The sequence below is a fragment of the Micromonospora sp. 067-2 genome (assembly GCF_046549295.1).
Classification (GTDB): Bacteria; Actinomycetota; Actinomycetes; order Mycobacteriales; family Micromonosporaceae; genus Micromonospora.
Genome location: NZ_JAJPWB010000010.1, coordinates 124,909 through 151,073 on the forward strand (window position 1 = coordinate 124,909; position 26,165 = coordinate 151,073).

The 26,165-nt window shown below is 68.4% G+C and carries 27 protein-coding genes; 18 read left to right on the top strand and 9 right to left on the bottom strand.

Annotation, left to right across the window (positions count from 1 at the left end; genetic code table 11):
* Nucleotides 1-105 precede the first annotated feature (105 nt).
* The 5 genes from ACLJN9_RS23905 (at nt 106) to ACLJN9_RS23925 (ending at nt 2,639) form a co-directional block, all read left to right on the top strand.
* Nucleotides 106-504, top strand: a complete 399-nt coding sequence (locus ACLJN9_RS23905) for a YbaB/EbfC family DNA-binding protein (protein ID WP_410813752.1) — start codon at nt 106-108, stop codon at nt 502-504.
* Nucleotides 491-811, top strand: a complete 321-nt coding sequence (locus ACLJN9_RS23910) for a type VII secretion target (RefSeq protein ID WP_410813753.1) — start codon at nt 491-493, stop codon at nt 809-811. Before ACLJN9_RS23905 ends, ACLJN9_RS23910 begins: the two co-directional genes overlap by 14 nt.
* On the top strand, nt 808-2,001 hold the full coding sequence (locus ACLJN9_RS23915; RefSeq protein ID WP_410813754.1) for a WXG100 family type VII secretion target: 1,194 nt from the start codon (nt 808-810) through the stop codon (nt 1,999-2,001). The genes ACLJN9_RS23910 and ACLJN9_RS23915 overlap by 4 nt, the downstream gene beginning before the upstream one ends.
* Nucleotides 1,998-2,339: a hypothetical protein gene (locus ACLJN9_RS23920; protein WP_410813755.1), complete on the top strand. Its 342-nt coding sequence runs from the start codon at nt 1,998-2,000 to the stop codon at nt 2,337-2,339. Before ACLJN9_RS23915 ends, ACLJN9_RS23920 begins: the two co-directional genes overlap by 4 nt.
* Nucleotides 2,340-2,435: 96 nt before the next feature.
* Nucleotides 2,436-2,639: a DUF4926 domain-containing protein gene (locus ACLJN9_RS23925; protein ID WP_410813756.1), complete on the top strand. Its 204-nt coding sequence runs from the start codon at nt 2,436-2,438 to the stop codon at nt 2,637-2,639.
* A gap of 79 nt (nt 2,640-2,718) precedes the next feature.
* Here the strand turns inward: ACLJN9_RS23925 and ACLJN9_RS23930 are convergent, their stop codons facing one another.
* The 4 genes from ACLJN9_RS23930 to ACLJN9_RS23945 form a co-directional block, all read right to left on the bottom strand.
* Entirely contained in the window at nt 2,719-4,563 is a 1,845-nt protein-coding gene (locus tag ACLJN9_RS23930; protein WP_410813757.1) for a glycoside hydrolase family 15 protein, read from the bottom strand.
* A 221-nt stretch (nt 4,564-4,784) separates the two neighbouring features.
* Entirely contained in the window at nt 4,785-5,576 is a 792-nt protein-coding gene (locus ACLJN9_RS23935; RefSeq protein ID WP_410813758.1) for an inositol monophosphatase family protein, read from the bottom strand.
* Nucleotides 5,577-5,777: 201 nt separating this feature from the next.
* On the bottom strand, nt 5,778-6,452 hold the full coding sequence (locus tag ACLJN9_RS23940) for a DUF6308 family protein (protein ID WP_410813759.1): 675 nt from the start codon (nt 6,450-6,452) through the stop codon (nt 5,778-5,780).
* A gap of 432 nt (nt 6,453-6,884) precedes the next feature.
* Nucleotides 6,885-9,404: a DUF262 domain-containing protein gene (locus ACLJN9_RS23945; protein ID WP_410813760.1), complete on the bottom strand. Its 2,520-nt coding sequence runs from the start codon at nt 9,402-9,404 to the stop codon at nt 6,885-6,887.
* A gap of 214 nt (nt 9,405-9,618) precedes the next feature.
* Here ACLJN9_RS23945 and ACLJN9_RS23950 point away from each other — a divergent pair, with 214 nt between their 5' ends.
* Together ACLJN9_RS23950 and ACLJN9_RS23955 are read left to right on the top strand one after the other, a co-directional pair.
* Nucleotides 9,619-12,942 carry an orotidine 5'-phosphate decarboxylase / HUMPS family protein gene (locus ACLJN9_RS23950; protein ID WP_410813761.1) on the top strand — a complete coding sequence of 1,108 codons (3,324 nt, stop codon included), beginning with the start codon at nt 9,619-9,621 and terminating at the stop codon, nt 12,940-12,942.
* Nucleotides 12,936-13,424, top strand: coding sequence for a GNAT family N-acetyltransferase (locus tag ACLJN9_RS23955; RefSeq protein ID WP_410813762.1), 489 nt, complete (start codon nt 12,936-12,938; stop codon nt 13,422-13,424). Before ACLJN9_RS23950 ends, ACLJN9_RS23955 begins: the two co-directional genes overlap by 7 nt.
* Here ACLJN9_RS23955 and ACLJN9_RS23960 read toward each other — a convergent pair.
* Nucleotides 13,408-14,184 carry an inositol monophosphatase family protein gene (locus ACLJN9_RS23960; protein ID WP_410813764.1) on the bottom strand — a complete coding sequence of 259 codons (777 nt, stop codon included), beginning with the start codon at nt 14,182-14,184 and terminating at the stop codon, nt 13,408-13,410. The genes ACLJN9_RS23955 and ACLJN9_RS23960 overlap by 17 nt on opposite strands.
* Before the next feature lie 388 nt (nt 14,185-14,572).
* Between ACLJN9_RS23960 and ACLJN9_RS23965 the strand changes: the two genes are divergently transcribed.
* The 7 genes from ACLJN9_RS23965 (at nt 14,573) to ACLJN9_RS23995 (ending at nt 17,788) form a co-directional block, all read left to right on the top strand.
* Entirely contained in the window at nt 14,573-14,995 is a 423-nt protein-coding gene (locus ACLJN9_RS23965; protein ID WP_410813766.1) for a YbaB/EbfC family nucleoid-associated protein, read from the top strand.
* Nucleotides 14,982-15,299: a type VII secretion target gene (locus ACLJN9_RS23970; RefSeq protein WP_410813767.1), complete on the top strand. Its 318-nt coding sequence runs from the start codon at nt 14,982-14,984 to the stop codon at nt 15,297-15,299. Before ACLJN9_RS23965 ends, ACLJN9_RS23970 begins: the two co-directional genes overlap by 14 nt.
* Entirely contained in the window at nt 15,296-16,453 is a 1,158-nt protein-coding gene (locus ACLJN9_RS23975) for a WXG100 family type VII secretion target (RefSeq protein ID WP_410813769.1), read from the top strand. The genes ACLJN9_RS23970 and ACLJN9_RS23975 overlap by 4 nt, the downstream gene beginning before the upstream one ends.
* Nucleotides 16,454-16,456: 3 nt before the next feature.
* A complete protein-coding gene (locus tag ACLJN9_RS23980) occupies nt 16,457-16,660 on the top strand; it encodes a DUF4926 domain-containing protein (RefSeq protein ID WP_410813770.1) in 204 nt (67 codons plus the stop codon).
* 17 nt (nt 16,661-16,677) lie between these two features.
* Complete coding sequence (locus tag ACLJN9_RS23985; RefSeq protein ID WP_410814003.1) at nt 16,678-16,971, top strand: LysE family translocator; 294 nt, start codon at nt 16,678-16,680, stop codon at nt 16,969-16,971.
* Between the two features lie 107 nt (nt 16,972-17,078).
* Nucleotides 17,079-17,390 (top strand): hypothetical protein, encoded by a 312-nt coding sequence (locus ACLJN9_RS23990; RefSeq protein ID WP_410813771.1) that lies wholly within the window; start codon nt 17,079-17,081, stop codon nt 17,388-17,390.
* Nucleotides 17,387-17,788 (top strand): hypothetical protein, encoded by a 402-nt coding sequence (locus ACLJN9_RS23995; protein WP_410813772.1) that lies wholly within the window; start codon nt 17,387-17,389, stop codon nt 17,786-17,788. Before ACLJN9_RS23990 ends, ACLJN9_RS23995 begins: the two co-directional genes overlap by 4 nt.
* 32 nt (nt 17,789-17,820) lie before the next feature.
* On the opposite strand, the gene ACLJN9_RS24000 is transcribed toward ACLJN9_RS23995, so the two are convergent.
* Complete coding sequence (locus tag ACLJN9_RS24000; protein WP_410813773.1) at nt 17,821-18,630, bottom strand: SAM-dependent methyltransferase; 810 nt, start codon at nt 18,628-18,630, stop codon at nt 17,821-17,823.
* A gap of 153 nt (nt 18,631-18,783) precedes the next feature.
* On the opposite strand from ACLJN9_RS24000, the gene ACLJN9_RS24005 reads away from it, so the two are divergent.
* Both ACLJN9_RS24005 and ACLJN9_RS24010 read left to right on the top strand, forming a co-directional pair.
* Nucleotides 18,784-19,203 carry a PPOX class F420-dependent oxidoreductase gene (locus ACLJN9_RS24005; protein WP_410813774.1) on the top strand — a complete coding sequence of 140 codons (420 nt, stop codon included), beginning with the start codon at nt 18,784-18,786 and terminating at the stop codon, nt 19,201-19,203.
* Nucleotides 19,204-19,308: 105 nt separating this feature from the next.
* Nucleotides 19,309-20,652 carry a glycoside hydrolase family 18 protein gene (locus ACLJN9_RS24010; protein ID WP_410813775.1) on the top strand — a complete coding sequence of 448 codons (1,344 nt, stop codon included), beginning with the start codon at nt 19,309-19,311 and terminating at the stop codon, nt 20,650-20,652.
* A 60-nt stretch (nt 20,653-20,712) separates the two neighbouring features.
* Here ACLJN9_RS24010 and ACLJN9_RS24015 read toward each other — a convergent pair whose 3' ends face one another.
* On the bottom strand, nt 20,713-21,108 hold the full coding sequence (locus tag ACLJN9_RS24015; RefSeq protein ID WP_410813776.1) for an effector-associated constant component EACC1: 396 nt from the start codon (nt 21,106-21,108) through the stop codon (nt 20,713-20,715).
* Between the two features lie 168 nt (nt 21,109-21,276).
* Between ACLJN9_RS24015 and ACLJN9_RS24020 the strand changes: the two genes are divergently transcribed.
* Entirely contained in the window at nt 21,277-24,087 is a 2,811-nt protein-coding gene (locus ACLJN9_RS24020) for a M14 family zinc carboxypeptidase (protein ID WP_410813777.1), read from the top strand.
* Between the two features lie 68 nt (nt 24,088-24,155).
* Here the strand turns inward: ACLJN9_RS24020 and ACLJN9_RS24025 are convergent, their stop codons facing one another.
* Both ACLJN9_RS24025 and ACLJN9_RS24030 read right to left on the bottom strand, forming a co-directional pair.
* Nucleotides 24,156-24,347 carry a DUF397 domain-containing protein gene (locus ACLJN9_RS24025; protein WP_410813778.1) on the bottom strand — a complete coding sequence of 64 codons (192 nt, stop codon included), beginning with the start codon at nt 24,345-24,347 and terminating at the stop codon, nt 24,156-24,158.
* Nucleotides 24,338-25,255, bottom strand: coding sequence for a DUF5753 domain-containing protein (locus ACLJN9_RS24030; protein WP_410813779.1), 918 nt, complete (start codon nt 25,253-25,255; stop codon nt 24,338-24,340). Before ACLJN9_RS24030 ends, ACLJN9_RS24025 begins: the two co-directional genes overlap by 10 nt.
* On the opposite strand from ACLJN9_RS24030, the gene ACLJN9_RS24035 reads away from it, so the two are divergent.
* Nucleotides 25,254-26,075, top strand: coding sequence for a PIG-L family deacetylase (locus tag ACLJN9_RS24035; protein ID WP_410813780.1), 822 nt, complete (start codon nt 25,254-25,256; stop codon nt 26,073-26,075). The genes ACLJN9_RS24030 and ACLJN9_RS24035 overlap by 2 nt on opposite strands.
* Nucleotides 26,076-26,165: the final 90 nt, after the last annotated feature.

Here is a 26,165-nt window from a genome sequence, read left to right on the forward strand (position 1 = left end):
CTTCCGACCGGCCCAACGGTCGGGGCATGCACATAGCGCCATCAGTTGGTAACGTGCCGGTGATCCCGCCGGCTGTCGTCGGTGGTGGTCCCTGGGAGGGTCGACATGTGGGCGGACGACGCTGCGCTCGACGCGGCGGGACGCCGGCTCGACGCGTGGGAGTCGTCGCTCACCGAGCGGGCGGAACGAGCGAAAACGCTGTCGGCACGGATGCGGGATCTGACCGGCACCGCCCGCAACGCCGACCGGACCGTTGGCGTCACCGTCGACTCGGCCGGGCTGCTGATCGATCTGCGGCTCGACGAACGCATCCGGCAACAATCCGCGGCGCACACCGCCCAGCAGATCCTGGAGACCACCGGAGCCGCACGTACCGACCTGCTCCGGCAGGTCGCCAGCGCAACTGCGGAGTCGCTCGGCGACGACGCGAGCGCCCGGGCCATCGTCGACTCGTACCGCAACCGGTTGATCCACGACCAGGGAGCAAGCGATGCTCGCCGGTGACGGCATCCACGTCGACCCGGACGACCTGACCGCCCACGCCGCACGCCTCGATCGCTGCGCCGGTAGCCTCGCCACCGCCCAACAGGCAGGCCAACACGTCCGGCTGGGCGCCGACGCTTACGGGCAACTCTGCGCGATGATGCCGATGCTGCTCGACGGCCTGCAGCGGACCTTGATCGATGGCATCGGCGCCGCGGCCGGTTCCGTGCGGGACACCGCCGGGAAGCTCCGGACCGGAGCGGACCGTTATCGACAATCAGACGCCCACGCCAAGCAGTTGCTCGACGGAGTGCGGCAGCAGCGGTGACGTCCAACCCGCTCGTCGCCGCCGCAGCGGACACCCCGCCCAGCGCTTGGGCGGGTGTGTGGATCTGCGAGGACATCGAGTTCATCGCGCAAGGCGTACGCAACGGCGGTTGGATCGACGGCAGCCTTGGTGTCGTGAGCGCAGGTCTCGACGCCCTCGCGTTCGTCTCCGACCCCGTCGGCGCACTGCTGCAGTACGGAATCGCCTGGCTCATCGAACACGTCAAGCCGCTCAGTGAGGCGCTGGACTGGCTCGCCGGTGATCCAGCACAGATCACCGTACATGCCCAGACCTGGCGCAACGTCGCCAGATCCCTGCGCGAGGAGGCCGGCGCGTTGACCCGCGCCGTCCGCAACGACGTCGCGGGCTGGGGCGGCATCGCAGGCCCCGCCTACCGGGCCTGGTCCTCCGAACAGCAGCAGGCCATCACCGGCCTCGCACAGGGTGCCGACGCCATGGCTGCGATCACCGAGGGTGCCGCCGGCCTGGTCGCCGCCGTCCGACTGCTGGTCCGCGACGCCATCGCCACCTGTGTCTCCCGCCTCATCGTGTACGCCGGCGAACTCGTCGTCACGGGCGGACTGGCCGCGCCGCTGGTCGTGGAGCAGGTGACGACCCTCGTCGCGTCGTGGGGTGCGCGGATTGCGCGGTTGTTGCGGGGGCTGCTGGCCAGCCTGCGGCGGCTGATTCCGGAGGTACGTCGACTGGGCGACCTGATCGAGAAGCTGAAGCAGCTACTCAGCCGACTTCAAAAAGGTCAGTCGCGACCGAGTCGGAGGAACCCGGAACCTGAGTCACCTCGCGAATCTTCATCGCGTCCCGGCGCGGAGGAACAGCGGGTTCACGATCTTGGCATGGACCCGGCGACGGGCAGGTTCCGACCGGGCGAAGCGGATACTGCGGTCCGGCTGGAGCAGGAACAGGGCGTGAGGTTGACTCGTGCTCCGGCAGACTCCTCTGCCGACTGGGTCGACGACGCCGGACGGACCTATGATGCGGTGGGCAACTTCCCCGGGCAATTCTTTGACCGGCAGTGGCCCCAGCTGCAGTATCAGATCGAGCGACACTTGGATAAGGCGGACCTTGTGCCGGTGGACGTTTCGAAGTTCTCCCCGGAGCAGGTCGCTCGGATTGAACAGTTCATTGGGGACCGGAGCCTCGGTCCGCGAGTATTTATCGTGGGGAAATGATGGCTGGCCTGATCGTCTTTAAACCCGGGGTCGACTGGACCGCGACGGGGGGGTTGTTCGACTGGACCCTAGACTTCCTGATTACCCGCCTTTCGGACAGGCAGGCCGCAGCCCACCTGCAGGAAATTGTTGATCACAACCTGGGAACCTTGTGGATTGACGACCTGCCCGCCGCCGCCAGGCAGGAGGTCGTCAACCACTGGCGTGAAGGCCTGATTTCGGCTGGTGAGCGGCAACTGCCGGACACCGAACACAAAGCCGATGTCATCCGTCATCTCCAAGAGCTGGTGAAAGCCACCTACTCTGGCGAGTTCGCAGGACCTGAGGATCCCCCATAGTCGACGGCGGACAATTCAACAGCCGCTGATCGCCTAAAGGAAGCTCCCGTGCCTCGCATGCTCACCATCTCGTTGCCGCCTACGCGAGGATGACCGTTGCAGCCGTACGACGTGGTGGAGCTCAAGGAAGCTCTCCCGGAGGAACGCCTGGCCGCCGGAGTGGTGGGCACGATCGTCCACGTCTTCGAAGCGCCCAGGGCCGCGTATGAGGCGGAGTTCGCAGACGGGGACGAGCGAACAATCTGCACCGCTGCCCTCACCTCGGAACAAGTTGGTCCCGTCGCCCGCAGCCAGCGGTAACGAGAGCGCCCAGACAGAGACACAGGCCATCTCGCTCCGCTTCAGGTCGAGCACGGTCGGAGACCCGAGGAGGCGCCCGTCAGCGTGCCAGCCGCTGGTCCAGGAGACGGTCGAGGGTGGTCGCGCTGGTGATGAGAGACAGGTGGCTGAATGCCTGCGGAAAGTTGCCCACCTGTCCGCCGGTGGAATCGATCTCCTCGGCGTAGAGGCCGAGATGGTTGCTGTAGGTCAGCATCTTGTCGAAGATGAGTCGGGCGTCGTCGAGCCGGCCCGACTCGGCGAGCGCCTGTACGTACCAGAAGGAGCACATCGTGAACGTGCCCTCGGCACCCGGCAGTCCATCGGGTGAGGCGTTGGGGTTGTATCGGTAGACCAGGCTGTCCGAGACCAGCTCCTGGTCCACGGCCGCGAGGGTGGACTGCCACATCGGGTCGTCCGGCGCGATGAATCCCAGGGCGGGCATGGTCAGCAGGCTGGCATCGAGGACGTCGCTGGCCGGGTGTTGGACGAATGCACGGCGGCCCGGGTGGAAGCAGCGGTCGAAGATCTGCTGGTAGACGGCGTCGCGGGCAGCGGCCCAGCGGGTGGTGTCGGCGGGGCGGCCGAGGCGCGCGGCGAGGCGGAGGCCGCGGTCGAAGGCGACCCATGACAACAGCCGTCCGTAGGTGAAGTCCTGTCGACTTCCGCGGGTCTCCCAGATACCGTCCTCGGGTTGGTTCCAGTTGTCGCACAGCCAGTCGAGCGTGCGAACGACGTCGCGCCACCCTTCGTGGGAGATGTGCAGCCCGTGGGTGTCGGCGACGTACAGACAGTTCAGCCCCTCGCCGTAGGTGTCGAGCTGGAGTTGCCCAGCGGCGGCGTTGCCGATACGCACCGGGCTCGAACGTCGGTATCCCTCAAGATGCTCCAGGGTGGACTCGGTGATGTCCCGGCCACCGTCGACGAGATACATGATCTGCAAAGGCCCACCGGAGGCGCCGATGTCGCGGAACCGTGCCTTGAGCCAGTCGAGATATCCGCGGGCCTCTTCGGTCAGGCCAATGTCGAGCAAGGCACGCACCGAGAGGGAGGCATCGCGGATCCAGGTGAAGCGATAGTCCCAGTTGCGGGTACCGCCGATCTGCTCGGGAAGGCCGGTGGTCGGAGCGGCGACGAGACCACCGGTCGGCGCATAGGTCATCAGCTTGAGCGTCATGGCCGACCGCCGCACCATCTCCCGCCACCGGCCGGTGTAGGTGGACCTGCCGAGCCAGTCCCTCCAGTAGTCGCGCGTCTGTTCGAAGAGGTTGTTCGCCTCGTCGGCTTCGACGACCCGGGGCTGCCGGTCGAGCCCGCTGGCGGCGACGTCGATGATCGCGCCTCCCACATCGCCCTCGTGGAAGACCCCCTCGCCCCAGACATCACGCTCGTCGCGGTGGAGGTCCCGCATCTTGAGCAGACGGTGACCGGACCGGATGACGTCGACGTTGACCGTCAGGTCGCGGCTGCGAAACGTGCAGCCGTCGGGGGTGAGGTCGACGGTGTGAGACTGACGCCCGTAGTCGAAGCGGGGTCGGCATTCCAGCCGGAGGCGTAGGGACCCCCGCACGATCCGGACAAGCCGCACGATACGGTGCCGGTCGGTGGGTTCGCTTCCGACGACCGGCATGAAGTCGATGACTTCACCCACGCCGTCGGGGCAGAGAAAGCGGGTGATGAGGATAGGCGTATCGGGTAGATAGAGCTGCTTACTGACGTACTTGACGTCTGGCGGGAAGATTCGGAAGAAGCCGCCCTGCTGGCCATCGAGAAGTCCACCGAAGATGCTGGGTGAGTCGAACCGAGGCGCGCAGAACCAGTTGAGGGTGCCGTCCCGACTGATCAGCGCGGCGGTCTGCAGGTCTCCGATCAGGCCGTGATCATCCACCGACGGGTACGTCTGCACGACAACCTCCTGTGTCGGAGCCGGCTGGATACCCGGGACAAACCGACTCTCACCTGACAGCCCGATGCGCGGCGGCAGGGCGCAGAGCATCGCGACGACCCGGCGACGGACCTCGGGGTAAGCCAACGACCGGTTGGTCGCTGCGCTAGGCCCGGGCTTCCAGGTCTTGGGGTGCCGATTGCCCGTTGCCCGCGGCCGCGGATCCCGGAGTGTGCCCACACTCAGCCAGGCAGCACTGGCGCAAGCATGTCCAACAGGGCCTCGTGGTGGCGTCCGGTGCTCAGAAGCGCTGTACCGTCCCCGGTGAGTAGCGGGTTACCGCGAAGATCCGTCGCCCTGCCGCCAGCCTCTTCGAGGATCACCGGAAATGGCGCGAGGTCCTCGTAACCCATTTCGTGGCCGGCGATCACCACCGCGTCCACCATTCCGGTGAGCAGACCGCCGATGCCCCCCAGATGGCCGGTGATTCGCGTGTGGCGATGCAGCATGAGCAGGATCTCGGCGGGCCATCCGGCGGGATTGACGAGTTCCACCCGCGCCTCGGCCAGGTCAGGGGTGTCCCGTAGCGCTGGCGCCACATCTCTGCCGTCAGTACGGACACGGCAACCCCAGCCACGGCCTGCGTAGATCAACTGACGTGCCACCGGCTGATTGACCACGGCGAGAGCCGGTCCGTGCTGATCCTCCAGGGCAAGATTCGTGCCAAAGATCGGGATCCGGTACACGAAGTACCTGGTGCCGTCGATCGGATCAATGATCCACCGCCGACCCGAGGTGCCGGCCGTGGAACCGGTCTCCTCGCCGTATATCCCGTCCGCAGGGAATCGGTCTGCCAGCTCGTGACGGATCAGCGCCTCGACGGCGAGGTCAGCTTCGGTGACCTCGCTCCCGTCCGCCTTGATTGCCGTCGCGAAGTCAGCCGCGAAGAATCGCTCGGCGGCCAGGCTGCCCGCCCGCTCAGACAACCCGACCGCGAACTCCAACAGTTCGCGATCGAGCGGGGGCGTGTTCATCAACGCACAGTAGCCGCAGGCTGCCGCACGGCGCGCTGGCCGCGGCTGGCCGCTGTCAGCGGCGCAGGCGGCCGGCGCAGGCGCCGTCGTGGTCGGCGCGGAGCAGGCAGCGCCGGCCGCCGGGCATCAGCAGGTCGCAGAAGACCCGATGGCGTACGCATTCCAGGTCCTCCCTCCGACACGGTGGTCTCCCTCCATCATTCAGGGCAGCCGCAGGCCGAGGCAGGCGGAGCCGTGATGGTTGTTGCGGTGGCGCATCCAGACGGCGACGTCGAGAACCCGCAGCCGGCTGATCGCTGCGGGCAGGTCGGCCTCTCGGCGGCAGGCGTCGAGTTGCCGCGCCAGGATGGCGTCGTCCTTGCGCAGGTTGTCATGCAGCCATCTCCAGAATCCGCTGCCTGTCCCGAGGGCGCAGGACACGACCCCGTCGTACACCGGTATGAGCTTCGGACGCTTTCGAGCCAGTAGCTTTCCGGCCGTGACCCAGCCCAGGCCGTTTGCATTCTCGAGCATCCGCCAAGCGCGTCCGGCAGGACTGTCATTCGAGATCAGAGGTAGAGCCGCGTCAGAGCCCAACTCGACGTCGACCGGAATCGCTGTCAGCTCTGCGGCAATGTCCCGGCCGAGCTGTCCCTGCAGCAGATCGAGCGCTCGGAAGGGCGGAATCTGGACGCTGAGCAGTTCCACCGCGAGCAGGTCGTCGGCGTTGAATTCGTTCGCTGCTTCCTGACGGTCACCGCCACCGCCGAGCCGCTCGAACTGCCCTCCGGTAAATGCCTTCCCGTCGGCCGGCAAGTAGTAGCGCCGCAGATCGGAAACCGTTTGAGGATCCTCCAGGACGGCCAGGATCCCGGCGAGGGCCAGCGGCTGCTTCACGTTTCTCCTTCGATCAGGCTGACGTGCTGGACAGGAACGGACTGGGGTGACCGCTCCACGACACGTGCAGCGTCTCCCGAGCTAAGGTGCTGACGACGAAGAGCAAGCAGCGCTCCCGGGGTATGTCGCTGTCGTGCTGTACCTGGTCCACTTCGGTCGGAGTCACCTCCTTCGCGAATACCACTGCCCGCGCCGTGGCTCCCACCATCGCTACGCAGCGGAACTCGAGACCCTTCATCGCTCGCATGATGGTGGGCCTTGGCGATGGCGAGCTGTTGGAACTTCTCCATCGCCTTGCGTATGCCGGCCTCGATTGGGCTTCTCCAGAACCTCGAAGCCTGCGAGAAGCTGTTGGCCAAGGTGAGCTGAGCACGAGGGTATCCAACGGTTGTCGCGCGATGGAGAGGGCGAGGCCGAAGGGTAGGGCGAGGATCAGACCTCGGGTTGTGCGGCTTGGCCGTAGAACCAGCGGAGGTGCTCGATGAGCGCCTCGCGAGCTTCGACGTTGACGAGCACGTCCAGAGGGAATCCAGGGCGGAGCGCGAGCTTGGCGGCTGCAATCTTCACCCCCGCGAGCTCGTTCAGCCGCTGGCGGAACTGCTCCCGCAACGCGATGTCATCGAACGGTGGCCGGGTGCTCAGGTGCTGAAAGACGATTTCGAATTTCCCGCTCGGATAGATCGTCGCGGGCCAGATATTGCCGAGTTCGTGGTCCTTTCCACGCGCCATCAGAAAGCACGAGGTCTCGCCGCCGGAGCCGTAGAGCGGCGTGCCGCCCATCCCTGCCCAGGCTTCAAGCACCGCGACCGTGCCGTGTGCGACCTGTGCGTCCTGAAGGTCCCTCAACTGCTCGAGGAACCGGTCATCCAACGGGCTGTTGTGTCGGGACCGTGGTCGGAGGAGCTGACGGGACCCGTCCTGCTGCGGCATGCCCGCAAGTTGGGCCAGTTCCTCGACACCGATGCGCTGAGCCTGGCTGGCCCGTCCGTATTTGTCGAACTCGATCCCCTCATCGTGCAGCAAGTCGTGCGGGTCGTCGGTACGCGACGGCTCGAGCCAGCGGAAGTTCGGCGCTAGCACGCCTTCGGCCTGGAGCACCCGGTGCGCGTTCGGTGCGGCATGGTTGGCCAGCCGGGCACCGACAGAGACAGGGTGCGTGCCGATCAGCGCGGCCAGATCACCGTACGCGGTCCAGGAGCCGGCGGGCAGCGCGGCGAGCGCTGTGTTCATGACGTCCCAGGGCACCTCGGACTTGTTGCCCGCCTCCACGGTAGGCCCGGGCCAGGTAGCGATGATTCGCTCTGCGAGCCCGTCGGCACGCGCGTGGATCTCAGGGCGTCCCCAGCGCTTCTGGCCGGCGATCTCCCGGCTGAGGGCGATCCCGCTCTTACCGAGTTGAGCCCGCTTGACCAGGAAGGAGCTATTGCTTAATTCCGCGTTGTAACCGGTGAGAGTGAGGTTGCCCAACGTGTGAACCAGCGCCTCGTGCACCTCGGCGACACTTTCCTCGCCTTGCAGGTCCTCGCCCAGCATCTGCCTCCACTCCGCGGTGGGGCTCTGAGGCATGACGTGTTCGATGGTCAGCGATGCCGGCGCCACCGGTTCCTTGCTGCCGTACGACTCCTCCAGCCACTGAAGCACCAGCTTGCGCTGAGTCGCACGCCCGTTGAGGTAGAACGGGATGGACCGCACCGCTTCGCGCAGGCTGGCATCTGTGGCGTAGTACTTCCGGCCGACCGACAGATATGCCCGAACCGCGTCGTCGACCGGCAGGTCCTTGCGCATGTCGGTCACGATGCGCAGCAGGACCCGGTTGATGCTCGCGGTGGCGCGGCCGATCAGCAAGCGCCGGATGAAGTAGCTCTCGACGTACAGCATCGCCGCGGCGATCTGCTCCGAGGTTGCCGTCCCCTGCTTGCGGCGGTCCAGCAGGTGCAGCAACAGAGGCAGGACGGTGGTGGTGTCCCACGCGTTGAGCTGGGCCAGCCGCCGCCGTACCTCCGGGTCCTGCTCTTCCTCAGGGTGCAGGATGATCCGCAGGAGGGCGCCGAGGCGGCAGAACCGGCGCACCTCGGCTTCGATTTCCTCCTCGGTGTGCAGGCCGTTGAGCCTTGCCTGCTGGCCGACGTAGGTGTCGGTCTGCTTGACCTCGGGGTTCCGGTGCACCAGATCGAGCCAGAACAATTGCTCCAGTTCCCCGGCGTCCAACTGCTTCTGCAGCGGGAACCACAGCGAGTCGTAGACCGCATCGCCACGACTGGGCAGGCGCATGAACAGATAGTTACGCAGCAGGTCGGCCTGGGTGAGTTTCAATCCGGTGTTGTTGAGCGACTCGAAGATCCGGTACACGTTGTCGCCGTTCTGCGCCACGACCGAGACCAGCGCCATCCCCGAGATGACGGCGTCCTCGATGCGTTCGATATCCAGCGAGTCTTCCGGGTCGTCGACGGCGACGAGTTGGGCCGCGAAGAACCGGTAGGCCGCGCCCACCTGGTCGCTTCCGCCGGCCTGGGGCGTGGCCTCCAGGCATGCCTCGTAGGCAGTGCGATCGGCTTGGGTGGGAACGAGCTTCAACCGATGAGCCGGCTTGTACTTGTTGATCAGGTATTCCTGGTCGATGCGGTCCCGGTGGCCCGGGTCCTCATGCCTCGCCCGGTGATCGCGGATGGCGCAGAGCAGAATGGAGAGTGTGGTCAGACGTTGCTGGCCATCCACCACCAGGAACTCAGAGACCGAGGTCCCAAGCGTGGGACTGGGCGCAAGCACCAGTGAGCCGATGAAATGGGTAAGGTTCGGGCTCTCAATTCGCTCCTCGGCCAGCTTCCGGATGTCCTCCCAGAGTCTTCCAAGCTGGGAATCCGTCCACGAGTATGTCCGTTGGTACAGCGGCACCCGATACTGCTTCGCGCCTTCGAGCAGCTCCCGCAGCGTCGTCTCGTGTGCCGCAACCATGTGTGCTCCCGTCGTCCCCGGCTTAATCCGGCCAGCCAACCAGACGCTCGAATCGGATCAACGCCTCAGTCAGAAACGCGACTGCTCTGGTCGGCCTCGGCGGATCGGCGCGTCCCAGGGCCCGCAGCGGACCAGTTGATCGATGGACTACGTCCGCAATGGACGTTAGGGTCCAGCGCGGTACGCACACGGAGCATCAGCCATCGGGATTGGTGTGTCACTCATCGCTGAGTTCGCCGCGGAGATACTGACCAGCCTCAGTATCGCCGCTGGTCGACGGGCGACCTCCGCTGTCCGTACGCCCGCTCTCGACCGCGAGCTCGAAGAGGTCTGCCGCGCCGCGCTGCAGCAGGCGTTGGCGGTCGCCGCGCCGGATGTCGCCGAGCCGACCCGGGAGTTGCTGGAGCTGGTTTGTCTGGACTTTTTCGCCGAGAACGGCGTGCCTCGGTGGATCGTGCAGCCGGGCCTGGTGCGAGGCGGGATGAGCCGATCAGTGAGCCTGGACCGTTGGGCTGGTCGATTCCGCAGTCGACTTCCGCAGGACGAGACGTTCTCCGCCGTGGATGTCGATCCGGTCACCTTTGCGGTGGCGTTCAGCTCTGCCCTGTGGGAGGCGATGGTTTCCCACTCCCTCGCCCGGGACAGCAGCCTGGGCCCGCTCGTGCAGCAGTTGCGGCTGGCGTTCATCGAGCAGCACGTCGACGTGATCGCCCAGCACCTCAGAGCCCGGCCCCCCGACATCGCACGGTCCGGCGGGACCCTCGGCCCGGGTTCCCGCCGGCGGACGGATGCGCTGCTCGCGGCGTTGAGCGCCGATCGCGACGAGGTGCCGCCGTACCAGCAGCCGATGGACGGGGTCCGCAGCGTGACGGATTTCCTCGGCTCCACGGCGCGGGTCTACCTGCTGACCGGGGCCAGCGGATGCGGCAAGTCACGACTCGTCCAGCATGTCGCCGCGGGGATGAGCGGTGCGGCGGACTTTCAGCTGCACGTCGCCGACCACTGGTTGGCCCAGGATGGATCGCCGGCGGCGCGCATCCTGCGGTACGCGTCGCTGCCAGCCACCGATGAGCCATCGCTGGCGGTCGAGGCCGCGGTACGTGACGTGGACCGTTCCTGCGTGGTCGTGATCGACGGCATCCGGGACACGGATCAGCTCACGATTGTCGCGCAGGAAGTCGACGCGCTGCTGCGCGAGGTGGTGGAGACGCAACTGTGCTTCATGCTGGTGGTCCGCACGCCGCCGGAGATCGACGTGAGCGCTTTTCCGGTGCTGGCCGCCTCGATGTACGCGCCGCTGCGCGCGACGGCCTCCTACCGCCTGTCGAGGTGGAGCAGGGTCGAGGCAAGTCGGGCCTGGGATGCATCGCGGCGGCCGGCTGATCCGGCGTTCTCGGAGCTGCCCGCCGTCGTACGTGAACTGGTTCGTGTCCCGCTGCATTTGCGGCTGCTGCGGGCGGGAGGCGAGATCGGTTGGGGGCAGACCAACGCGTACGACCTGATCGACAGGTGTGTGCGGGCCATCGCGCCCCGCGAGGACACGGTGGACGACCTTGCGCGGGCGGCGGAACGAGAACGTCCGGATCTGGTGCCACAGGCGCTGCGGAGCGACGTTCCGCCGGACAAGATCCCAAAGGCGCTGGCGCCCTTGCTGATCCGTTCGCCGGTCAGCGGCCGGATCGAGTTCGGCCACGACGTGATCCGCGAGTTCGCCCTCGCTACCGTGATCAGCCGGCGTATGCGGGAGTCCCGATCCGTCTCTGTAGTGACGGCGGCCTTCAACGCGCTGGCCGCCCAGGCAGTCACGTCGGCGGCGGCCCGGTCGGTCTGCGAGCTGACCGCGCTCGCACTCGACCGCAGCGCTCCGGCCACAGTCACGGCGGTGCTCACCGCTCCGACGGTGGACGCCCGGGTCACCGTGCCACTGCTCCTCGCGCTGACCGATGCACGATTCGTCACCGACGTCGTTCTACGCCGGGCGGCGGATAGGGCGGTCCGCGAACATGACATCGATCTGACCGGCAGCGTGCTCGGCCATGACCGTACGGCTATCGCGCTCGGCGCCGGCTTCCGGCCGTGGCTGCTGCGCGTCCTCGACCGCTACGGTTCGCAGGTCTGGCAGCCTGTCCGGCTGGCTATCGACGCTCATCCCGCCGAGGCACAACTCGATCGCTGGCTCGTCCCAGGTGAGTCGATCACCGGCGAGTTGGCGGCGTTCGTCGCCCGGCACTGGTACCTCTTCTCGAACGGCGAGGACGACCGGTTGGAGAACCTGTTGGCCTCGCGGGACTGGCGGGTGCGCGCTGCGTTGGCCGACGGCGCCCGGGACAAGGACGCGCCGTTCCCGTCGGCGGTGGGGCAGGTTCTGGAGCGGCTCTGCGACGACGCCGATTACAAGGTCCGGGCGGCTACTGCCCGAGCGTTGCGGGCGGCGCAGCCACCCACGGGTGCCGACGTGATGGCGCGGCTGTTGATCGACCCGAACTGGCACGTCCGGGAAAGCGTGTTGCAGGCGCTCCTGGCGGAATCGGGCACCGATCTGCTGGCTCGGGCGGCACGGTTATTGGCGACTGATCCGACGTGGGCAGCGCCGCCCCGGCAGGTCAGTGTGCTGTTGGAGCGGCTACGGCTTCTGGTTCCAGCGTTTGGTCCAGCGTCGGTGGGTCCGGTGACGGAGCAGGCGCTGTTCGATCTGCTGCGGGAGTCGCGGACCGGGTGGACCACGCTGAACGCGAACGACCGGCGTCGCCTCGCCGGCCGGGGACGGCAGGCCGGGTCGTGGCTGGTGCGGCGCGAGGCGGAGGCGCTCGACCCGGAGCGCGATCGGGCGGCCGATGTGCCCTGGGACGCGCCGGTTTTGCGCGAGGCGTTTCGGCGGCTGAGGGGTGCCCGGACGATCCAGGTCGCGCTGGACCTCACCGACCTCGATCAGGCTGTGGCGGTGGGTCGGGCGGCAGCACGCGCCGGCGTGGATTTCGTCGAGGTCGGTGACCCTTTGGTGAAGCAGCACGGGGTTCAGGCGATCGAACGCATCAAACGCGATGTCCCGGAGGTCGTCGTTGTTGCGGAGATGATGTCCGCGGACTGGGGGCGGGAGCAGGTGGTGCTCGCCGCCGGTGCAGGTGCGGATGTGGTTTTCCTGATTGGGCCGGCGAGCGTAGCCAGTGTGGCGGCCGCTGCCGAGGCGGGACGCCGGCTCGGCGTACCGGTGATGTTGGACGTGCCGGGCACCGCCGTGTCGGAGTCCTGGATTCGGGACATGGAGCGCGCCGGGGTCGACGCCTTCGCGATCACCACGAACATCGACATTGGCGTCGGCACCCGCCGCCCGCTGGCGCGGGTGCAGGCCATCCGGTCGTGGACGCGGTTGCCGGTGGCCGTGTCGGGCGGTTTCGGGCCGAGTGACCGGGACGTTCTGACCAGCGCTGACTGGGACATCCTGATCGTGGGCCGCAGCGTTACCGAGGGGTTGGATCCCGAGTTGGTCGCTCAGCAACTGGTCGCGGCGGTGCGCCGCCCGGGTGAGGAGGCATGGTGATCGCGAGCGCGCTGCGGCCGGAGTTGATCGGCGACGTGGAGCGTCTGATGGCGCTGGGAGAGCCTTACGTGCGGCCGCGCACCTCGTCGGACTACTGGCTGTACGCGAGGCTGTTCTCGTCGACGTGCCCCGTGGCGGTGGACGGGGGCGTGCTGGCCGGTGCGGTGATCGCCTTTCGCAGCCAGGACGACCCGGCCGACGTGTACGTGCAGGATGTGATGAGCCATCCCGACTTCCGTCGCCGCGGAGTGGCTCGGCTGCTGCTCGACTCGGTGCGGTCTCGCGCGGCCGAGTGGGGCTGCCGCCGGCTGTACCTGACCTCCGAGCCGGAGAACCGGGCGGCGCACCGGACGTGGCTCACGCTCGGGTTCCGCAACGTCCCCGGTGAGCGGGAGTTCGACGGTGTGCAGGTGACAACGGATTTCAAGGGCCGGGGCAAGGACCGCGCCGTTTACGAACTGCTGCTCAACCGGCGGTCCTGATGCGAGAGCGCAGCTGGCCGACCAGCGCCGGGGGCGCGGCGAGCACGCCGGTGTCAAGAGGCTCCACCGACGCGCCCGCCTCGGCAGCGATAACCCGGCCGGCTGCCCAGTCCCAGGGGGACGCCCGGTCCTCCACGTAAGCGTCGATCCGGCCGGCCGCGATCCAGGCCAGCGCCAGGGCGGTGGAGCCGAGCATCCGTACGCCTCGCACGTCGAGGGCGAGATCGGCGACCATGGCGGCCTGGCTTTTACGATGCGTGATGTCGTAGGCGTAGCCGGTGGCGAGAATGACCTCGTCCAGCCCGGTCCGGCCGGTCCGCCGTAGCTGCCGCTCCCCCAACCAGGCGCCGGCACCCGACACGGCATGGAACGTTTCGTCGTGCACCGGGTCGTGGACCACTCCGAGCATCGCAGCCCAGCCGCCCGGGGTCGCCCTTTCGCAGGCGACGCTGACGCACCAGAACGGTATGCCGCTGATGTAGTTGACGGTGCCGTCCAGCGGGTCGATCACCCAGCGCAACCCCGAGCCGCTATCTTGGTCGCTGCCCTCCTCGGCGAGGATGCCGTCACTGGGCCGCCGCCGTCGGAGAAGGTCCACGATCACCTCCTCCGACGCCCGGTCAGCCGCACTTACCGGGTCGGTACGCGAGGACTTGTAGTCGATCCGACCGTGGTTGCCGAAGCGGCGCAGCAGCTCGACTCCACCGAGGTGGGCCACCTCCCGTGCGAGGTCCCGCAGCAGGCGCACGCTGTCGTCCATTCAGATCTCCCTGCCCTCGGCGTCGGTCAGGATCGTCGCACCCCCGCCCGACTGAGGCCAGATCCCCGGGGCACTGGAGACACTGCGTCGGGTGCAATGCCCCTGGCCTCTGACCGTCCACGCGAGGCGACGAGGCTACGACCGGGGATCACAACCCTCTGACGGATCGAGGCCACGCCGCACCATCTCGATGAGCCAACCCACCTCGACGACCGAACAGGCCTATGGCAGTACGAGGAATCCTGTAACGCCGTCGAGATGCCGACGAATCAATGTCAGCAACGGCCTTCACAACGGACCGCCCGATCAGAGGAGTAAGACGTGCGGGGGCAACACGGAGCGCCACCGGTTGGTAACGTGGCGGCGGTCCCGGCGGGGATGGTCGCCGATGTCCCTGGGGAGGGTCGACGTGTGGGCGGATGAAGCTGCGCTGGATGCGGCTGGTCGCCGGATCGATGAGTGGGAGTCGTCCCTCGCCGAGCGAGCGACCCGGGCGAAGGCCCTGTCCGCCCAGCTGCAGACCCTGACCGGCAACGCCACCAGCCCCGACCGCACGGTCGAGGTAACCGTCGACTCGTCCGGCCTGTTGACCGACCTGCGGCTCGACGAGCGGATCCGGCAGCATTCAGCGGCACAGACGGCTCGCCAGATCATGCACACCGCCAGGGCCGCGCACGCCGACCTGCTCAAGCGGCTCACCGAGACGACCGCCGACACCCTCGGTGACGGCGACCCGTCCGGACCGGCGCTCATCGACTCCTACCAGCGCCGACTCGGCTCCAACGAAGGCCCGACGGATGCCCAGCGGTGACGGCATCCAGGTCGACCCGGACGACCTCACGTCCCACGCCGCACGCATCGACCGCAACGCCGACAGCCTCGAGGTCGCCTGCCAGGCCGGTCAGCACGTCCGGTTGAGCGCCGACGCCTACGGGCAACTCTGCGCGATCATGCCCATCCTGCTGGACGGGCTGCACCGTACCCTGGTCGACATCATCGGCGCGGCCTCAGCATCGGTGCGCGACACCGCCGGGAAGCTACGCACCAGCGCGGACCACTACCGGGCTTCCGACGCCCGCGCCGAACAGCTTCTGCAACGGGCGCGGGGCACGTGACGGTCAACCCCCTCGTCGCCCCGGCCTCCGAGGCTGCCCCCCGCGGGTGGGCTGGCATCTGGATCTGCGAGGACATCGAACTGATCGCCCAGGGTGTCCGCACCGGCAGTTGGATCGACGGCAGCCTCGGCGTGGTCAGCGCCGGCCTCGACGCCCTCGCCCTCGTCTCCGACCCGGTCGGCGCGCTACTCCAATACGGCATCGCCTGGCTCATCGAGCACGTCAAGCCGCTCAGCGAAGCGCTCGACTGGCTCGCCGGAGACCCCGCACAGATCACGGCCCACGCACAGACCTGGCGCAACGTCGCCGCCTCCCTGCGCGACGACGCCGCCGACCTGGCCACCGCCGTCCGCGACGACGTCGCCGGCTGGGGCGGTAGCGCGGGGCCCGCCTACCGCTCCTGGGCAGGCGAACAACGGCAGGCCATCACCGGCCTCGCCCAGGGTGCCGACACCATGGCCGCGATCACCGAGGGCGCCGCCGGCCTGGTCGCCGCCGTCCGACTACTGGTCCGCGACGCCATCGCCACCTGCGTCTCCCGCCTCATCGGGTACGCGGGCGAACTCCTCGCCACCGCCGGCCTGGCCACGCCACTGGTCGTGGAACAGGTCACGACATTGGTGGCGTCCTGGGGAGCGCGGATCGCACGGCTGCTGCGCGGACTGCTGTCCAGCCTGCGTCGACTGATGCCGGAGATCCGCCGCCTCGGCTACCTCATCGAGGAACTCAAGCAGGCGTTGAGCCGGCTCAACAGTCGGTCTTCGGCCCCTCCGCCACGCGAACCCGAACCACCCCGGTCTCCCGGCGAGCCTGCCCGGCCCGACTTCAGCAATCCTGACATCGACTCGAGGAAGATCACCGCCTACGCGATGAATCCGGAGCACCCCGTCGGGAAGAACAAGTATCACGTCATCAACGCTGCCACCGGGTTCGGTCCTGATGACGCCGCCGCAATTGAGCAGCAGATCCGAGACGGTGTGCAGCGAGGCACGCCGATACTCGGAAAGGCAGACCAGTACGGTCAGCGCTGGTCCGTCGACCTCCCGCTGACCGGCCCTACCGGGACTATCATCATTCGCACCGCGTGGATGCTCGAAGAGAGCGCTTCTGTGCCACGCATGCTCACCGTCTCATTCCCGCCAAAGCAAGGATGACCGTTGCAGTTGTACGACGTGGTTGAGCTCAAGGAAGCTCTCCCGGAGGAACGCCTGGCCGCAGGAGCCGTCGGCACCATCGTCCACGTCTTCCAGACGCCCAGGATTGCGTACGAAGTGGAGTTCGCAGACGAAGACGGGCGGACGATCTGCACCGCTGCCCTTACCTCGGAACAAATTGGTCCCGTTGCCAGCAGCCAGCGGTAACGGTAGCGCGAACGACGCTGGCGGCGGCCTTCCGGCAGGGGTTGCTGTGCAACGTGCTCCACCCGAAGGCGGCCATCTTCTTCCTGGCGCTGATGCCGCAGTTCCTGCGCCCGGACGCGACGGTCGTCGACGCGGTGTTGCTGGCTGCGGTGGCCGCCTCGGTCGCCCTCGTGTGGTTCTTCGGCGTCGCCAACCTGGTGGCGGCGATGCGACGGCTGCTGGAGCGACCCCGGGTACGCCGCACCATCGATGCGGTGAGCGGAGTCGCGCTTCTCGGGCTGGGCGTGCGGCTCGCCGCGACACGTCTCTGAACCGATCACCGTTGGACGACCACAGAGACTCCGCTCGCTGAAAGCATCGATCGAGTGCCAGCGCGTGGTTACCGACGGCGAGTTCATACTTTGCTAGGCTCCGAAGTATGAGTCGGCGTGTGACGATTTCCGTTCCTGATGACGTGGCCGAACAACTGGACGCTCTTCCGGCTCGCCAGGTCTCCGCCTACGTGACCGAGGCGCTACGTCGCCGTCGAATGTCTGACGACATGCGAGCTGCTCTGCGGGCGGCTGGCCACGGCGAGTTCCCCTACGACCCGGAGGGGGCGGCACGCCGGCTCGCTGCCCGCCGAGTGACGCCGGAGATGCGCGAGGCGGCCATAGCCCGCGTGGCGGAGCTGCTGGAGCGCCCGGTCGACGAGGTCCGCACCGACTTCGACCGGCCCGGTGCGGCATGAGCGCACCGGTCTACGTGCTCGACACCGGCGCCCTGATGGCCTACGCCCAGGGTGTCGACGCCGTCGGTGCGGCGATGGTGGAGGCGGCCGACGCCGACGCGACGGTAGCCGTGCCGCTGGTCTGCCTGCTCGAGGCATACAGCCTGCTCGACCACACCGAGCACGAGTACCTCTCGATGGTGCGCCGCAACCCGGCCGTACGGGTCGTCACACCGGCCCTGCACGTCGACCGGGCCGACGACTGCCCGGTGATCGGAGGCATGGCCCGGCAGGCCGGCCGCCTCGGAGCCGGCCACGCGGCCTTCGTCGCGATCAGCAGCGCTGCCGGCCTCATCACCTCCCGCGCCGATCAGGTACGGAAGGTGCTCGGCGACGACTGGCCCATCATCGAGGTCTGACCTCACCGGGACTGGCCGACATCCGGTGTCTGTCAGCTCCGCTCGGTTTTGCGAGCGACGCCGCTGTAGCCGCTGCGCGCGACGTCGGGGTCCTCGGTGGCCGGCGGCTCGACGTGCGGCCACATGTTGACCAACCCGGGCGACTCGAGGGTGAAGTCGCCGAAGAACCGGGAGATGTCGGCGTGGCTGCGCGGCACGAACGGGGTGTTCGCCCGCTGGTAGATGGCCGATATCCGTGCCATCAGGTCGGGTCGCGCGTCGCTGCTGGCGTGTGACAGCGCCAGGTAGCTGCCGGGGGCGAGCGCGTCGCGGTAGGCCGCCACGGCCTGCTGCGGGTCCTGCTCGTCGGGCACCAGGTGCAGGACGAACATCATCAGCACCGCGACCGGGCTGCCGAAGTCGATGGCACCGCTGATCTCCGGATGGTGGAGGACCTGCTCGGGTTGGCGCAGGTCCGCCTGGACCACCGACACCGTCGTCGCGTCGGCGAGCAGGGCGCGCCCGTGCGCGCAGACCACCGGATCGTTGTCGACGTAGACGACACGTACGCCCGGGTCGATGCGGTGGGCGATCTCGTGCACGTTGTCGCGCGTCGGCAGGCCGGACCCGAGGTCGAGGATCTGCCGGATGCCCTTCTCCTGCACGAGGTGGCGGACCGTGCGGGCGATCAGGCCGCGACCCTGCCGGGCGGCCTCGGGCATCCAGGGCGCGACCTGCAGCACCATGGCGGCCGCAGCGCGGTCGGCGGCGAAGTTGTCCTTGCCGCCCAGGTAGTAGTCGAACATCCTCGCCGCGTTCGGCGTGTCGGGCTGCAATCCGATCCCGGACTCCGCCTGGGTCATGACCGACCACCTCTCCCCCGCCGTCGAGCCCGCAGCATAGCGTCCACGATGGTCGCTCTCACGCCGTGACGACCCGCGTCCGGCGCGGGTCCGACAGCGGCGCCGGCAGGTGCGTAACGTGCGGAGGTAACCCTGACGCGAGAAGGAGACCCTATGTCCAAGCCGCCGCTGCCCGAACCCGCGATCGCCATGCTGCAGAAGCCGAACCCGGCCGTCATGACCACTCTTCAGGCGACCGGCCAGCCGGTGTCCGCGGCCACCTGGTACCTGTGGGACGACGGACGGATTCTGGTGAACATGGACGAGGGCCGCTGCCGGTTGGACCACGTCCGTAACGACCCTCGGGTCTCGCTCACCGTGCTGGACGAGGCCGGCTGGTACACCCACGTCAGCATCATCGGGCACGTCGCCGACCTGCGCGCGGACGAGGGCCTCGCGGACATCGACCGGTTGTCCCGGCACTACACGGGCAATGCGTACCCCCGTCGGGAGCGCGCCCGGGTCAGCGCCTGGATCGAGATCGACCGCTGGCACGGCTGGGGCGCGCTCAAGGACAACGACCAGGTCGGCTGACCTCGTGGCGGCGGGCGGCTCTTGACCACGGCGCGCGATCGGCTTAACTTCATCAATCAGATAAGTGTCTTTACTAATTCCGCTCCGTTCCGCACGGGAGTGCCGATGCGACAGTTCCGCCACCGCCGTCTGACCGCCGTCGTCGCCCTGGCGACGATGCTGGTCACCGCCGCGCCGCCCACCGCCGCGAGCGCGGCCGACAGCTCCAACCGCCGGGCCGGCTACCACCGGGTCGGCTACTTCACCCAGTGGGGCATCTACGGCCGGGCCTTCCCGGTCAAGAAGCTCGAGACCTCGGGGGCGGCGAGTCGCCTCACCCACATCAACTACGCGTTCGGCAACGTCAGCGAAGACGGGCGCTGCTATGTGGACGGCGGACCGGCCGAGGGCGACGCCTGGGCCGACTACCAGCGCCCCGTCCCGGCGGAGGAGAGCGTCGACGGCGTCGCCGACGCCCCGGGGCAGGCGCTCAACGGCAACTTCGGCCAACTGGCCAAGCTCAAGGCCAAGCACCCCGGCCTCAAGGTGCTGATCTCGCTGGGTGGCTGGAGTTGGTCGACGTACTTCTCGAACGCCGCCCGCACCGACGCCTCCCGCAAGGCGTTCGTCGCGTCCTGCATCGACCTCTACCTCAAGGGCAACCTGCCGGGCGGGAACGGTGCCGCCGGCGGCCCGGGGGCGGGTGCCGGTGTCTTCGACGGCGTCGACCTCGACTGGGAGTGGCCGAACTGGGCCGGTGAACCGGGCAACGTCATCCGCCCCGAGGACCGGGAGAACTTCACCAAGCTGCTCGCCGAGTTCCGCCGGCAACTCGACGCGTACGGGCGTAAGACCCGCGCGCACCACCCGCTGACCGCGTTCCTGCCGGCCAACCCGGCAACCATGGACGCCGGGTACGACGGCCGCAAGATCTTCAAGTACCTGGACTTCGCCACGGTGCAGGGGTACGACTTCCACGGCGGCTGGGAGGCGGTGGCCAACCAGCAGTCGGCGCTGCGCGTGCCGGCGGGTTCGCCGGACAACCCGGACTTCTCCGTCGAGGTCGCGATCGACGGTTGGCTCGCCCGTGGCGCGCCCCGCGACAAGCTCGTGCTGGGCATCCCCTACTACGGACGGGGCTGGACCGGCATCACCGGCGGAGGAAACGGCCTGTTCAAGCCGGCCGCCGCGCCCGCGCCGGCCACCTTCGAGGCCGGCTACGAGGACTACAAGAAGCTCAAGACCCTGGCCGGCAACGGCTACACCGTGCACCGCGACCTCCGCGCCGGGCACGCCTGGCTGTTCGACGGTACGACGTTCTGGACGTACGACGATCCTGCGGTCGTGCTGCAGAAGACGCTCTACATCCGCCGCACCGGCCTGGGCGGAGCGATGATCTGGTCGTTGGACGGTGACGACGACAATGCCACGTTGACCAGGACGATCGGCCTCGGCCTGACCACCTGGTAGGCGTACCGCCGCTCGACAGGCCCGTCGCCGACCGTAGTTTCCGGTCGGCGGCGGGCCGTCCTATTCCTGCGGCGGTGCCACGGCGCGTATCGCGGCCTCGATGAGCGCCGTCACCTGGTCCATGTCGCGGGCCTGGTGGACGTCCAGTTCGGCCGACCAGCCGTCCGGTCCGGTGAGTCGCACCGTCACGTCCTCGCGGCGGTGGGCCAGCCAGCCGGCGATCGCCTGGACCAGCACCAGGACGGCGCCGCCATCGCCAACGGCCACCACCAGCACGTCCGTCACACTCCCGGGCATCTCGTCGGGTGACGCCGTCGACCCTGCGGCGGGCGCGGCGGTCACCCCTGCACGGAGCCGGTCCTCGTTGCGCAGCCACGACGCCAGCGACCGTCGAGTATCGCCGGCGGGAACATCCGGATGGACCGAGAGCGTGATCGTCTCCTGAGACGCGGGCAACGTCTCCTCCTTCCGGGCGAGGAAAATCCCACACGGTCATCCTGCCAGCCATCGTCAGCCCGGGCAGCCCCGGACAATCACGATGGTCGATCAGACCTTGACCGGGACATCGACGATTCATAGGCTCCGGCCATTGCGAGGCTTTTCCCGAGAAGGGAAACACGAGACATGGCCCGATCGATGCGTCCGTTCCGGATGGTCCCTCCGAGGCGGTTGGCCAGCGCCGCCGCGATCACGCTGCTCCTCGGCATGACTCCCCTGCTCAGCGGCACGGCCGCGAGCGCCACCCGCCCCTCCACCTGCAGCAACGACCCGGCCGCCCGGTTGAGCACGGTGCCCACGCCGGAGGCCGTGCTCGGTTTCCCGCTCGGGGTGGGGCAGGTCCGGGTCGTCACCAACGACGAGGTCCGGGGATACCTCGCAGCCGTGGACCGCGCCTCCGACCGGGTCGTCACCGGCGTCATGGCGACCAGCGTGCTCGGCCAGCCGCTGCCGTACGCGGTGGTCTCCAACGAGCGCAATGTGCGGCCGTCCACGCTGCGCAGGATCGCCGACGACGTCCGCGACCTGCGCGATCCCCGCCGGACCAGCCCGAGGACGGCTGCCCGGACCGCGAAGGACAGCCCGGCCATCGTCTGGGTCACCGCGAACGTGCACGGCGGCGAGAAGAGCGGCACCGACGCCGCGCTCAAGACGCTGTACGAGTTGGCCGCCGGCCTGTCCTGCGAGGTCGCCCAGCGCAACGACAACCTGGTCACCATCATCGTTCCGACACAGAACCCGGATGGACGCGACGCCACCCGTCGGCAGAACGAGTTCGGGTTCGACATGAACCGGGACTGGTTCGCCCGCACCCAGCAGGAGACCGACGGCAAGCTCGAACTGCTGCGCCGCTACCCGCCGCAGGTCTTCGTCGACGCCCACGAGATGGGCGGCCGGCAGTACTTCTTCCCACCCAACGCCGACCCCATCCACCACGAGATCGCCGGTGAGGCGGTGGACTGGATCAACCGGATCGGCGAGGCCAACAAGGCCGGCTTCGGCTTCAACGGTGCCTGCGACGAGACCGTCACCACCGAGTGCTACTTCAACTACGACACGTACGACATGTTCTTCATGGGTTACGGCGACACCGTGCCGACCACCGGCTTCGGCGCTGCCGGCATGACCTACGAGAAGGGCAGCGCGTCGGCGGTGCCCGACCGGGTCCAGCAGCAGTTCAACACCCAGTGGGCGACGCTCGGCTGGGCCGCCGCGCACAAGCGTGAGGTGCTGACCGGCTACTTCACCATCTGGACCGACGCGCTGGCGCAGGGCCGGGCGGGCACGCTGGAGCCGAACGAGGTGGTCCAGCCCACCAACGAGGTCCAGTTCCCGGTGCCGGACATCACGGTCCGCTCGTACTTCCTGCTGCCCGACCGGCAGCTCGCCGACGTCCGTCAGCTCGTGGAGCGGCTGCGCCGGATGGACGTCGAGGTGTACGAGGTGCAGAGGCCGACCCGGGTGCCGACCGCGCGGGTCTTCGGCGGGCGGACGGCCACCAACGTGACAGTTCCCAGGGGCGCGTACTGGATCCCCATGGACCAGCCGCAGAAGCACTGGATCCAGGCGATCATGGGTGAGGACCCGTACGTCCCCTTCCCCTACTTCTACGACGTGTCGTCCTGGAGCAACCCGCTGCTGATGGGCGTGTCCACCATCTACACCGCGGACAACGTCCGGCCGAAGGCCCAGCTGGTCCGGAAAATCTCCGGCGGCCGCACCGCACCGGCGTGGCCCTGGGGCTCGTACACGTACCCGCTGGACTCCGCGGCGGCCGCGGAGCTCACCTTCGCGCTGCTCGGCCGCGGTGTGCCGCTCGTGCGCAACCCGCAGACCAGCGCGGTCGCACTGCCCGCGACCCGGCTCAGCCGTGCCGTCGACGAGTTGGCCCAATCGTTCGGGGTGACCCTGACCCCGGGCGGGCGGGCCACCGGCACGCGACTCGAACGTCCGGACGTGGGGCTCTTCCAGGGCACCGGCATCTCCACCACGTCGGGCTCCCACGGCGAGGCCCGGTACGTGCTCGGCAAGCGGTGGGGGCTGAGCCTCACCCCGGTCACCACGGCCGACATCAACGACAACACCGGGGCGTTCACCGGACGTACGGTGCTGCTGGTGCCGGACGGCAGCAGCCCGACCGGCGGTCTGACCGCTGCCGGGCAGGCCAACCTGCGCGCCTGGATCGCCCAGGGCCACACGTACGTCGGGTTGCGCAACGAGGGCACCCGGGTGGCCCGCGCGGCCGGGCTCACCTCCACCACCGAGAAGACCAAGCCGGCCGACTACCTGGTGATCGGCTCACACCTGCGGGTCGACGTCGACCAGGCCAGCCCGGTCGCTCTGGGCCGCCCGGCGGAGGACTTCGAGTTCAACAACAGCGACCCGATCCTCAATCCGAGCACGACCGGGGCCAACGTGCTCAGCTACCCGACGGGTGACACGTTCTGGGCCAACGGCTACACCGTCGGCGCGGACGCCCTGAGGGGGACGGCGGCCGTGGTCGACGAACCGACGGGCGCCGGTCGGGCGGTGCTGTTCGCGTTCAACCCGCTCTTCCGGGCGTACAACGAGAATGGTCTGCACCTGGTGGCCAACGCGCTGCTCTACCCGGGGTCGGGCGCGACCACCGCGCCGGACGCCCGGCGCTCGCCCGGGGTCGACGCGGCGCGCGCCAGCGCCGCGGCCGCGCCGGTGACACCGGACCTGGGCGGCGGATGGCGGCCGATCAGGATCGAGGTGGCGGCGACCGACCTGCCGCGTACCCGCGCGATCGTCGAACGTTTCACCCGGGGCGCACAGGCGTCGACGACGGGCGGTTCGGCCTACCTGGTGATCCCCAACCCGCAGGGACTCCAGGCCGACGAACACCCGTTCCTGAGTGGTCTGGTACGCGCGCTACGCGACGCAAAGGTGCCCCTGCGGTCGGTGGTGGGCTGACGAATCTCGCACAGCGAAGCGCCCGTCTCCAGGTTGGGGACGGGCGCTTTCGCGCGCTCTGGGATGGGTTACGGCCGGCCGGCGACCTCGGAGACGAACGCCCGCCAGGACGCCGGCTCGAAGACCAGCGCCGGCCCTGCCGGATCCTTCGAGTCCCGTACGCCGACGACGCCGGGCAGGTTGCTCGCAACCTCGACACAGTCGCCGCCGCCGGAGCCGCTCCGCGTCGACTTACGCCACGTAGCGCCGATCAGGTCCATGACGTCACCACTTCCCTCATCAGCTCGACCGACTGGCGGCGGGGCAACGCTTCGTTGCGCACCGTCTCCCACCTCGACACGAGAGTATCCACATCGACGTCGCGGTCCACGACCACTCCGCCGAGCTGGTTTTCCATCTGCCCCACCCACTTGTGGTCGGGCAGGCGCGCCAGGCTGAACGGCCCGGTCAGACCGACGTGCATGCTGACCTCGTCCGGCAACACGTGAACGCTGATGTTCGGCCGCTCCGCGAGGGTGGTCAACTGCTTTGCCTGCCCCGCCATGATGTCGCGGAACTTTGCACCGGCGCGGCGTAAGACCCCCTCGGCGATGACGGCGATGAACTGCGGCGCGTTCGCCTTTGTCAGGATCGCCTGTCGGTCGATCCGGTTCGCGAGCCGCTTCTCGACCTCGCCATCGCTCAACGTGTCGTCACAGCGGATGACCGCGCGACCGTAGCTCTCCGTCTGCAACAGGCCCGGAACCAGGGACGGCTGAAAGCATCTGCTTCCTCGCCTGCTCGGCCGGCTGCCCGACGACCCGTCCGCCGGAATCCGGTGCGGGTGCCCCGATGACCCGCCGAAGGTCCGACCACCGACCCGCCCGTCCGACGTGGCGCTGCGGGACGTGCGGCATCGCCTGGCCCTGCTCGGCGGCGAAGCTTCGTCTCCTCGCGGAGTACCGGCTCGACCGCCCGGCGCTGCTCGCCCACCTGACGACACTCCAGGCCGAGGCCGCCGGCAACCTGGCCGAGCTGAACCTGAGCGTGACACCGGCCAATCTGACCGGTTCAGTGGCGGTCGGTTCGACGATCTCAAGGGGGAGGCGGCTGCCACCCGAGACTGAATTGGGCGGACTGCCGGATACGGCGGCGGTCGACGGCGGCGGCCCTCGTAGGGTGAGGGCATGGCTGAGCGATCCCTGACCCTGATGGCGGTACACGCCCACCCCGACGACGAGGCGACGAGCACCGGCGGCGTCCTCGCCCGCTACGCGGCGGAGGGGATCACGACGGTCCTTGTCACCTGCACCGACGGGCGATGCGGCGATGGCCCCGGTGGCGTCAAGCCCGGCGACCCGGGGCACGACCCCGCCGCCGTGGTCGCGATGCGTCACACCGAACTGGAGGTCAGCTGCGCGGCGCTGAAGGTCACCCACCTGGAAACTCTCGGTTACGCCGACTCGGGGATGATGGGCTGGCCGACCAACGAGCAGCCCGGCTCGTTCTGGACGACGCCGGTGGACGAGGCGGCGGACCGGCTGGCGGAACTGATCCGGCAGTACCGGCCGGACGTCATCGTCACGTACGACGAGAACGGGTTCTACGGCCACCCGGACCACATCCAGGCTCACCGGATCACCATGGCCGCTGTCGCGAAGTCGGACATCCCCGCGAAGGTCTACTGGACCACCGTGCCGAGCACGGCGTTCGCCGAGTTCGGCCGGGTCATGCAGGAACTTGGCGTCGAGTGGGACGACCTGGACGAGTCGACGCCGCAGCTCGGCCTGCCGGACGACGAGATCAGCACCTGGGTCGACACGCGCAGCTACGGCCCGCAGAAGTTCGAGGCGTTGGCCGCGCACGCCAGCCAGACCGAGAACATCTTCTTCCTGCAACTGGGCCAGGAACGGTTCACCGAACTGATGGGCGTGGAGACGTTCGTCCGCGTCCGTGACACCACCGACGCGCCGCTACCCGAGGACGACCTCTTCGCCGGGCTGCGCTGACGCGAGCCGAGCCGGCAACTGTCACGGATTGACACATGAATAGACGTACTGCTATTTGTTAACAGAGTTTCCTGATGCTCGCGGCGCCCA

What these genes read in the sequence shown, in the direction of transcription:
- ACLJN9_RS23990 (WP_410813771.1), top strand. Translation starts at nt 17,079, where the DNA reads ATGAGTCGGCGTGTGACGATTTCCGTTCCTGATGACGTGGCCGAACAA.
- ACLJN9_RS23945 (WP_410813760.1), bottom strand. Translation starts at nt 9,404, where the DNA reads ATGGTTGCGGCACACGAGACGACGCTGCGGGAGCTGCTCGAAGGCGCG.
- ACLJN9_RS24025 (WP_410813778.1), bottom strand. Translation starts at nt 24,347, where the DNA reads ATGGACCTGATCGGCGCTACGTGGCGTAAGTCGACGCGGAGCGGCTCC.
- ACLJN9_RS23935 (WP_410813758.1), bottom strand. Translation starts at nt 5,576, where the DNA reads ATGAACACGCCCCCGCTCGATCGCGAACTGTTGGAGTTCGCGGTCGGG.
- ACLJN9_RS23955 (WP_410813762.1), top strand. Translation starts at nt 12,936, where the DNA reads ATGGTGATCGCGAGCGCGCTGCGGCCGGAGTTGATCGGCGACGTGGAG.
- ACLJN9_RS24035 (WP_410813780.1), top strand. Translation starts at nt 25,254, where the DNA reads ATGGCTGAGCGATCCCTGACCCTGATGGCGGTACACGCCCACCCCGAC.
- ACLJN9_RS23905 (WP_410813752.1), top strand. Translation starts at nt 106, where the DNA reads ATGTGGGCGGACGACGCTGCGCTCGACGCGGCGGGACGCCGGCTCGAC.
- ACLJN9_RS24030 (WP_410813779.1), bottom strand. Translation starts at nt 25,255, where the DNA reads ATGCCCTCACCCTACGAGGGCCGCCGCCGTCGACCGCCGCCGTATCCG.
- ACLJN9_RS23995 (WP_410813772.1), top strand. Translation starts at nt 17,387, where the DNA reads ATGAGCGCACCGGTCTACGTGCTCGACACCGGCGCCCTGATGGCCTAC.
- ACLJN9_RS23970 (WP_410813767.1), top strand. Translation starts at nt 14,982, where the DNA reads ATGCCCAGCGGTGACGGCATCCAGGTCGACCCGGACGACCTCACGTCC.
- ACLJN9_RS23910 (WP_410813753.1), top strand. Translation starts at nt 491, where the DNA reads ATGCTCGCCGGTGACGGCATCCACGTCGACCCGGACGACCTGACCGCC.
- ACLJN9_RS23960 (WP_410813764.1), bottom strand. Translation starts at nt 14,184, where the DNA reads ATGGACGACAGCGTGCGCCTGCTGCGGGACCTCGCACGGGAGGTGGCC.
- ACLJN9_RS24020 (WP_410813777.1), top strand. Translation starts at nt 21,277, where the DNA reads ATGGCCCGATCGATGCGTCCGTTCCGGATGGTCCCTCCGAGGCGGTTG.
- ACLJN9_RS24010 (WP_410813775.1), top strand. Translation starts at nt 19,309, where the DNA reads ATGCGACAGTTCCGCCACCGCCGTCTGACCGCCGTCGTCGCCCTGGCG.
- ACLJN9_RS24005 (WP_410813774.1), top strand. Translation starts at nt 18,784, where the DNA reads ATGTCCAAGCCGCCGCTGCCCGAACCCGCGATCGCCATGCTGCAGAAG.
- ACLJN9_RS24000 (WP_410813773.1), bottom strand. Translation starts at nt 18,630, where the DNA reads ATGACCCAGGCGGAGTCCGGGATCGGATTGCAGCCCGACACGCCGAAC.
- ACLJN9_RS23965 (WP_410813766.1), top strand. Translation starts at nt 14,573, where the DNA reads ATGTCCCTGGGGAGGGTCGACGTGTGGGCGGATGAAGCTGCGCTGGAT.
- ACLJN9_RS23920 (WP_410813755.1), top strand. Translation starts at nt 1,998, where the DNA reads ATGATGGCTGGCCTGATCGTCTTTAAACCCGGGGTCGACTGGACCGCG.